The 8,110-nt window shown below is 43.7% G+C and carries 10 protein-coding genes and 1 pseudogene; 3 read left to right on the top strand and 8 right to left on the bottom strand.

The window, feature by feature from the left end:
- Positions 1 to 82: 82 nt before the first annotated feature.
- The 8 genes from AB4653_RS04965 to mlaF form a co-directional block, all read right to left on the bottom strand.
- The gene (locus tag AB4653_RS04965; protein ID WP_004735318.1) at positions 83 to 808 is read right to left on the bottom strand and encodes a 1-acylglycerol-3-phosphate O-acyltransferase; all 726 of its coding nucleotides are present in this window, start codon (positions 806 to 808) and stop codon (positions 83 to 85) included.
- A 150-nt stretch (positions 809 to 958) separates the two neighbouring features.
- Entirely contained in the window at positions 959 to 2,224 is a 1,266-nt protein-coding gene (murA, locus tag AB4653_RS04960) for a UDP-N-acetylglucosamine 1-carboxyvinyltransferase (protein ID WP_009847730.1), read from the bottom strand.
- Positions 2,225 to 2,232: 8 nt separating this feature from the next.
- Entirely contained in the window at positions 2,233 to 2,487 is a 255-nt protein-coding gene (gene ibaG / locus AB4653_RS04955) for a BolA family iron metabolism protein IbaG (protein ID WP_004738686.1), read from the bottom strand.
- Between the two features lie 13 nt (positions 2,488 to 2,500).
- The gene (locus AB4653_RS04950; protein WP_004735315.1) at positions 2,501 to 2,809 is read right to left on the bottom strand and encodes a lipid asymmetry maintenance protein MlaB; all 309 of its coding nucleotides are present in this window, start codon (positions 2,807 to 2,809) and stop codon (positions 2,501 to 2,503) included.
- Positions 2,809 to 3,486, bottom strand: coding sequence for a phospholipid-binding protein MlaC (locus AB4653_RS04945; RefSeq protein WP_009847731.1), 678 nt, complete (start codon positions 3,484 to 3,486; stop codon positions 2,809 to 2,811). Before AB4653_RS04945 ends, AB4653_RS04950 begins: the two co-directional genes overlap by 1 nt.
- 4 nt (positions 3,487 to 3,490) lie before the next feature.
- On the bottom strand, positions 3,491 to 3,982 hold the full coding sequence (gene mlaD, locus AB4653_RS04940) for an outer membrane lipid asymmetry maintenance protein MlaD (protein WP_009847732.1): 492 nt from the start codon (positions 3,980 to 3,982) through the stop codon (positions 3,491 to 3,493).
- Between the two features lie 2 nt (positions 3,983 to 3,984).
- Positions 3,985 to 4,764 (bottom strand): lipid asymmetry maintenance ABC transporter permease subunit MlaE, encoded by a 780-nt coding sequence (mlaE, locus tag AB4653_RS04935; RefSeq protein WP_009847733.1) that lies wholly within the window; start codon positions 4,762 to 4,764, stop codon positions 3,985 to 3,987.
- Complete coding sequence (mlaF, locus tag AB4653_RS04930) at positions 4,754 to 5,560, bottom strand: phospholipid ABC transporter ATP-binding protein MlaF (protein ID WP_102257867.1); 807 nt, start codon at positions 5,558 to 5,560, stop codon at positions 4,754 to 4,756. The genes mlaE and mlaF overlap by 11 nt, the downstream gene beginning before the upstream one ends.
- 263 nt (positions 5,561 to 5,823) lie before the next feature.
- On the opposite strand from mlaF, the gene AB4653_RS04925 reads away from it, so the two are divergent.
- The 3 genes and pseudogenes from AB4653_RS04925 to AB4653_RS04915 form a co-directional block, all read left to right on the top strand.
- A complete protein-coding gene (locus AB4653_RS04925; RefSeq protein ID WP_009847735.1) occupies positions 5,824 to 6,789 on the top strand; it encodes a calcium/sodium antiporter in 966 nt (321 codons plus the stop codon).
- A gap of 34 nt (positions 6,790 to 6,823) precedes the next feature.
- Positions 6,824 to 7,795 (top strand): arabinose-5-phosphate isomerase KdsD, encoded by a 972-nt coding sequence (gene kdsD, locus AB4653_RS04920; RefSeq protein WP_009847736.1) that lies wholly within the window; start codon positions 6,824 to 6,826, stop codon positions 7,793 to 7,795.
- A pseudogene (locus tag AB4653_RS04915) lies at positions 7,795 to 8,110 on the top strand (3-deoxy-D-manno-octulosonate 8-phosphate phosphatase); the annotation flags it as partial. The gene kdsD and the pseudogene AB4653_RS04915, both read left to right, overlap by 1 nt.

Genomic DNA, 8,110 nt, shown 5'->3' with positions numbered 1-8,110 from the left:
ATAAAGCTGAGCGTTTATCAGATACAAAAAAAGGTTGCCCACTTGGCAACCTTTTTTATTGTTCATCGTTTCGCTTAGATGATTACTTCTTATTAAGCTCAACCACTTCTTTGTCTAACTCTTCAAGCTTCGCAGCCATCTGCTCACGAGCTAGGTTAGCCAGTTGACGAACATTAGACTTATCGTAATCTTCAGTGCTGATTGGTGGCAGCATTTCAACAATCACATGACCATTGTTCCAACGGTTCAGCTTCACGCCACCTGTTGAGCTACACACGATAGGGATAATAGGTAAGCCAGCGCCAATCGCAGCATGGAAAGCACCCGTTTTGAATGGCAACAAACCACGACCACGAGAACGAGTCCCCTCAGGGAACATCCATACTGAAACATCACTCTCTTTAAGGCTAGTAACCACTTGATCGATCGTACCTACCGCTTTGCTGCGGTTAGCCCGGTCGATTAGGATATTACCCGTCAACCAGTACAGCTGACCAAAAAGAGGCATCCACGCTAGGCTCTTCTTACCAACAGTCACAACCTTAGGTGTTACCGCAGATGAAATCGTGAATAGATCCCAGCTATTTTGGTGGTTTGCAACGTAAACATGTTGGCCACGAGAGTAAGCATCTTCCGGGATACGAAGCTCTAACTTCATACCAAAGATTTTCGACATGCGACCGAAATAACGACCAAAGGTAAATACGTGTTTCGGGTTACGTGGGCTTAGTAAACAGTAACCACACCCAAATACAAACATAAGAATCGCAAATATCGCCACTGCGAAAATACGTAATATTGCTATCATTTTGTTCCTCACAACCACCAAGTTGATTCATCTATTTGCACAAAATAGGCAATAGATTCACTGGCGGTAAATACAACTATAAAAAAGCCGAAACCAAGGTTCCGACTTTTCTGTTTTCATCTTACTGATTCATGAACTCACTAACCTAAGTTAGTTCGACTCGCTAAACCGTGTAATGTTTGCGCCTAAGGCTGACAATTTATCTTCAATCTTATCGTAGCCACGATCGATGTGATAAATACGGTCAACGATGGTTTCACCTTGAGCGATACAACCAGCAATAACAAGGCTCGCAGATGCGCGAAGGTCCGTTGCCATTACTTGAGCGCCGCTCAATTTTTTGGTTTCACCACAAATAGCAGTGTTGCCTTCTATTTCCGCTTTTGCTCCCATTCGCTGTAGTTCAGGAATGTGCATAAAGCGGTTTTCAAAGATAGTCTCAGTGATTACACCACTGCCCTTCGCCATCATGTTAAGCAGGGTAAACTGTGCTTGCATGTCGGTTGGGAAGCCTGGGTGAGGTGCCGTTACGATTTTCACCGCTTTCAACTCACGAACAGTCATATCAAGGCTGATCCAACCTTCGCCCGTTTCAACCTTCGCTCCCGCTTCTTCAAGCTTCGCTAAGGCAGCTTCAAGAAGATGAGCGTTGGTGTTGCGACAAACCACTTTACCGCCAGAAACCGCAGCAGCAACCAGGAAGGTACCCGTTTCAATACGGTCTGCAACCACAGAGTGTTGGCCACCACCAAGACGCTCAACGCCTTCGATAGTAATCGTATCTGTACCTGCACCAGAAATTTTAGCTCCTAGTTTGTTTAGGAAATCAGCCGTATCAACAATCTCAGGCTCACGCGCTGAATTATCTAACACAGTTGTACCTTCCGCTAGCGTTGCTGCACACATGATAGTAATGGTGGCACCCACACTTACTTTATCCATCACGATGTGCGCGCCTTTCAAACGGCCGTCAACACTTGCTTTTACATAACCATCTTCCAATACAATGGTCGCACCTAGTTGCTCTAGGCCATGGATATGTAAATCAACAGGTCGAGCACCAATAGCACAACCGCCCGGAAGTGACACTTGGCCTTCACCAAAACGAGCGACTAAAGGACCTAAAGCCCAAATAGAAGCGCGCATTGTTTTTACTAAATCGTAAGGTGCACAAAATTCATTAATTTCGCTGCCATCAACATGAACACTACCATTGCGTGATACTTTTGCGCCTAAACGCTTAAGCAATTCCATCGTAGTATCGATGTCACGTAGGTGAGGAACATTACTCACTTCAACCGGCTCTTCAGCTAGAATTGAAGCAAATAGGATTGGTAGGGCTGCATTTTTTGCGCCTGAGATCGTCACTTCACCGCTTAGCGGCTTATCCGATCCAATAACTCGAAACTTTTCCATCATAAACCTTAAAGTGACATCAGTTTCTTATCACGTTCCCACTCTTCCGGCGTGAAAGCCTTAATAGAAAGAGCATGGATATCATTGCGTTGAATGTATTCCATTAGTGGGCCGTAGATTAGTTGCTGCTTCTTAACTCGATTCATGCCGTCAAAACATGGATCAACCGCAACAACTTCGTAATGACTGCCTTCACCCTTCACGATAATTTCCTGAAGGTTCAGAGCCTCTGCTAATAATTCTTGTACTTTTGTGCTGTCCACAAATAGCTCCTGCCTAATTTTTTATGTGTTCTGCCATCATTGGCTGGATATTGCTCAATTGGAACAACGTTCGTAATTGTTCTGGCACGAAACTGAGCATTATATGACAGTTTTGATTTTTTGCATGCTCTAATAAGTGAATTAGCATCACCATTCCTGCTGAATCGACTCGATTTATATGGCTAAGGTCAATTTCAACGCTCGATTCCGTCGTTTGCCACTTTTCCAATATACGCCAGATTGCAGGTACACTATCTCGATCTATATCACCAAGAAGTTGATATTCTTTAGAGCTTAGCGCTTGCCATTGAGAATGGCTCATTATTTATTACTCTCAAAACGAATCGGTTGAGAAGCCAGTTTCTCGAGTTCGTCAGCTACTTGTAAGATGCCTTCTTGACGAATCTTAGTGTTCCACTCAGACTTCTTGCTTGATAGCAGGCTTATACCTTCGGCAACCATATCAAATGCCTTCCACTCACCTGACTTCTTATCTTTGCGCAGTTTAAACTCAAGGTTAATGTTTGGTCGAGGCGTATCAATGATATCAACCTTAATACTGGTAATACGGCTATCTGTTTTAATTGTTGGTTCTGGACCAAATTTAATCGTCTGATCTGTATATTGAGTTAACACTTGAGCATAAGAAGAAACGAGATATTTACGAAATGCATCAATAAATACGCGCACGTCTCCTCTATCAGCACCTTTCAAGTTCGGCCCTAGCAACTTCAGCGCCGCATATTGAGCATTCACATAAGGCATCAACTCTTCTTCCACGATGACCTTCAGTAACTCTGGATCTTGTTGGATATTCTCTTGCTCGTTCTTCAAACGGGCGAAAGCCTCTTCTGCAACTTGAGTCATCATCTGATAAGGCTGAGTTCGATCAATCGGTTTTGCCGAAAAAGCTGGAGTCGACATCAGCAAAGCGACAGCTGTCAGAAGCAGTCTTTTCAATAAGTAATTAGTCTTCAATAAATTATTCGTCTTTAACATGAGCCTACTCCTTAGCTTCGCTATTATCAGAGCCACCGACGCTATACAGCACTTGACCAATCAAATCTTCTAATACTAATGCCGACTTGGTGTCTTCGATAGAATCACCATCAACCAACATCTCTTCATCTTCAAAGATGAAGCCTGGAACTAAGCTGATGTACTGCTCACCGATCAAGCCCGACGTTAAGATTTGAGCACTAGAGGTATCAGGAAATTGTGAGTACTTCGCATCAATAGACAGTTCAACCACAGGAAGGTAGCTCTCAGTATCAAGTTCAATACTTTGAACTCGACCAACAACGACGCCCCCCACCTTTACTGGTGAGCGAACCTTTAGGCTGCCAATATTGTCAAAGGTCGCTTTTAGGTTATAAGTATGGTTTGAACCTATACCTTTTACGTCAGCGACTTGAAAGATCATGATTAAGATTGCGCAAATTCCGGCAATAACAAAGGTGCCGACCCATAATTCTAATTTTCGAGTTTGTTGCATGATTAATTCCCAAACATCAATGCGGTAAGAACAAAATCTAGCCCTAATACCGCTAGAGAAGAGTGTACTACTGTGCGTGTGGTTGCCTGACTAATACCTTCGGATGTCGGTACTGCATCATAACCATTAAAAAGTGCGATCCAAGTTACGGTGATAGCGAAGACCATGCATTTGATCATACTGTTACCAATATCACGGCCAAGCTCAACGGAAGACTGCATCGCAGACCAGAAACTGCCGTGGTCAATACCTTTCCAATCCACACCGACTAACTGAGCACCCCAAATCCCGACCGCCATAAAAATCATAGCGAGCAGTGGCATAGAAATAAGGCCGGCCCAGAGACGTGGCGCAATAATGCGTTTAAGAGGATCAACCGCCATCATCTCAAGGCTAGAGATCTGTTCAGTAGCTTTCATTAAGCCGATTTCAGCCGTTAATGCTGAACCCGCACGACCAGCAAACAGAAGTGCTGTCACCACAGGGCCCAATTCCCGTAACAACGAGAGCGCGACCATTTGCCCAAGGTTACCCTCTGCGCCATAGTCGATTAATACGACATAGCCCTGCAGACTGAGTACCATGCCAATAAACAAGCCTGAAACTAAAATGATAGCCAATGACTGAACGCCAACGCTATAAAATTGTTTAACTAATAGAGGGAAATTTTTTAGTTTCGGGATGCCAAACAAAGCCCCAAATAGCATTAGGCTTGCTCGACCAAATGACTCACAGATCGCAAGTGCGCGCTTACCGACACCCGCAATAGTTTTAGCAATCATATTCAAACAAATCCTTTTCTAAGCTATTTGCAGGAAACCTAAATGGCACAGGGCCATCCGATTCACCTTGCAAAAATTGCTGCACTCTTGGGTCGCTGTTGTTGTACAACTCATCAGGAGAACCTGCAGCAATAATTTTCCCATCAGCCATCAAATAAACCCAATCAGCAATGCTCATCACCTCAGGGACATCATGAGAAACGACAATAGAGGTTAAACCCAAGGCTTGATTGAGGTTACGAATCAACTCAACCAAAACACCCATGGTGATTGGATCTTGGCCAACAAAAGGCTCATCATACATAATAAGTTCTGGGTCCAATGCGATCGCACGGGCCAACGCCGCTCGTCTCGCCATACCACCAGACAACTCACTCGGCATTAATTGCGCCGCGCCTCGCAACCCTACCGCCTCAAGCTTAAGCAATACAATGGTACGAATGAATTTTTCGTTAAGTTCAGTGTGCTCTCGCAAAGGAAACGCCACATTATCAAAGACATTTAGATCCGTGAAAAGTGCCCCCGATTGGAAAAGCATGCTCATTTTCTTACGTGCTTGATATAGCTTTCGACGTGGCAATGCAGGGATGTTGTCGCCATCAAACCAAATTTCACCTTCATCTGGTGGTAATTGTCCACCAATCAGACGTAATAAGGTTGTTTTGCCGATCCCTGACGGCCCCATGAACGCGGTTATTTTTCCTTGAGGAACTTCTAAACTGATGTCATCAAAGATAATTCGTTCACCGCGTGAGAAGCTGAGATTCTTAACTTTCACAAGCTCAGTGTTCAACATACTTTTGTTGTTTCCTTGCTTTAAAAACGCCAATTATGACTGCAATAATAATGAGTCTACTTTAGAATTAAAAGCGCTGTTCAATTAATTATTAAAAACAGAAAACAAAGGCAGGGATTTGAAAGCATTGAGAAATTCATTCCTCAACAACATTTCTTTACCACTAACTAGCAATTAATTTGTCGAGTGACTTCCCTTTTATCTAGCAACAAGTCAAAATTAGCGGTTAATTCTCCGTTTTTTATTAATTTTTAGGAATCATCATGCTTGAAGCGATTGCGTTTCTTATTATCGGTCTAGGTTTTTTGGTGTGGAGTGCAGATAAGCTGGTATACGGTGCCGCAGCTCTTGCTCGCAACTTCGGTATTTCACCACTAGTTATCGGTATGACAATCTTAGCAATGGGATCTTCAGCCCCTGAAATGATGGTTTCTGCGACAGCAGCCCTTGATGGTAAAACAGATACGGCGGTAGGTAACGTATTAGGCTCAAACATCGCTAACATCGCGCTGATTTTAGGTATTACAGCCCTTATCAAGCCATTATCGATTAGCTCTGGTGTGATTCGTCGTGAACTACCTTTAATGATAGGTGTCACTCTATTAGCGGGCGCACTGCTTTGGGATAATCACTTAGGTTTCTATGAAGGTGTGTTGTTGTTTGTTCTTTTTGCCGCTTTCTTATTTGCGATGCTGCAAATCAGCCGTAGTGAGAAAAAGAACGGTGATGCCTTTCTTGACGAACAAGAATCTGAAGTTCCTGAAGGCGTGAGCAACCCCAAAGCCGCAATGTGGGTGGTGGTTGGCCTGATTATTCTACCTCTAGCGGCCAACATGTTGGTTGATAACGCGGTTGTAATCGCGAAGTTCTTTGGTATGAGCGACCTTGTGATTGGTTTAACCATTATTGCCGTTGGCACAAGTTTACCTGAACTTGCAGCATCACTAGCTGGTGTTATGAAAGGTGAAGATGATATGGCTGTGGGTAATATCATTGGCTCAAACGTATTCAACATCCTTGCCGTGATGGGTATCCCAGGCATCCTAAACCCTTCAATCTTGAGCGAGTTTGCAATGGGTCGTGACTTCTGGGTAATGCTAGGCGTATCACTACTTCTTGTTATCATGGCACTAGGAAAATCTCGTAGCGTGAATCGTATCGAAGGCGGCGTGTTAATCGTGACGTTTGTGGCATATCAAAGTTACCTACTAATGAACATGTCAGCTTAATTGTTGATTTAACTTCCCGTACTTGGAGTATTTGATGTCTCAGCCATTTGATTATTGCAGCGTTGCAAAACAAGTTTTGGAAACTGAAGTTGCAGGTCTCACGCAATTAGACCAATATTTTAATGATGATTTTAGCAAAGCTTGCGACCTAATCCTGAACAACAAAGGCAAAGTCGTAGTAATGGGCATGGGCAAATCAGGCCACATTGGTAACAAAATAGCAGCTACACTGGCAAGTACTGGTACATCGGCTTTCTTTGTACACCCAGGTGAAGCGGCGCATGGTGATTTAGGCATGATCGAACCTGGCGATATTGTGATAGCAATATCCAACTCAGGTGAATCAGGAGAAATCCTCAGCCTATTCCCAGTATTAAAGCGTTTAAACATTAAGATTATCAGCATGACTGGCAAGCCAGCATCAAACATGGCGACTTTATCTGATATTCATTTACAGATTTCAGTACCCGAAGAAGCGTGTCCCCTTGGTTTAGCACCAACAACCAGTACTACCGCTACCTTGGTTATGGGTGATGCATTAGCCGTTGCACTTTTACAGGCAAGAGGTTTTACCGCTCAAGATTTTGCACTGTCTCATCCTGGTGGTGCTTTAGGCCGTCAACTGCTGTTGAAACTAGACGACATCATGCACACCGGCGATGCACTCCCAACTGTTGCTCCGGATGCACTAGTTCGAGATGCCCTGTTAGAGATATCTCAAAAAGGCTTGGGCATGACGGCAATCGTCGGTGAAGATGGCCAAATGAAGGGCATTTTTACCGATGGTGATTTACGCCGTATCTTAGATAAACGTATTGATATTCATAACACGCAGATCGGCGATGTGATGACACTGAACCCAACGGTAGCAGAACCAAATATGCTCGCAGTTGAGGGCTTAAATTTGATGCAAGCTAAGAGCATCAATGGCCTGATGTTGTGTGATAATGGCAAATTAGTAGGCGCTTTAAATATGCATGACTTACTGAAAGCAGGAGTAATGTAATGTCACAGGCAATTGAAACCCTTTACGGCACAGTGGATTCACGTGTATTTGCGATTGCAAAAGAGATCAAACTGCTGATTTGTGATGTAGATGGCGTATTCTCTGATGGCCGCATCTACATGGGTAACAACGGTGAAGAGCTAAAAACTTTCCATACGCGCGACGGTTACGGCATTAAATCGTTGATGAACGCCGGCGTTGAAATCGCAATCATCACTGGCCGTAAATCTCAAATTGTTGAGAATCGAATGACCGCTCTCGGTATTAAGCTAATTTATCAAGGTCAGGATGATAAAGTTAAAGCCTACCAAGATA

It is taken from the genome of Vibrio sp. 10N.222.48.A3, assembly GCF_041475345.1.
Taxonomy (GTDB): Bacteria; Pseudomonadota; Gammaproteobacteria; order Enterobacterales; family Vibrionaceae; genus Vibrio; species Vibrio tasmaniensis_A.
Note: the sequence above shows the minus strand (reverse complement) of the source record. Positions and strands in the feature narration are given on the sequence as shown.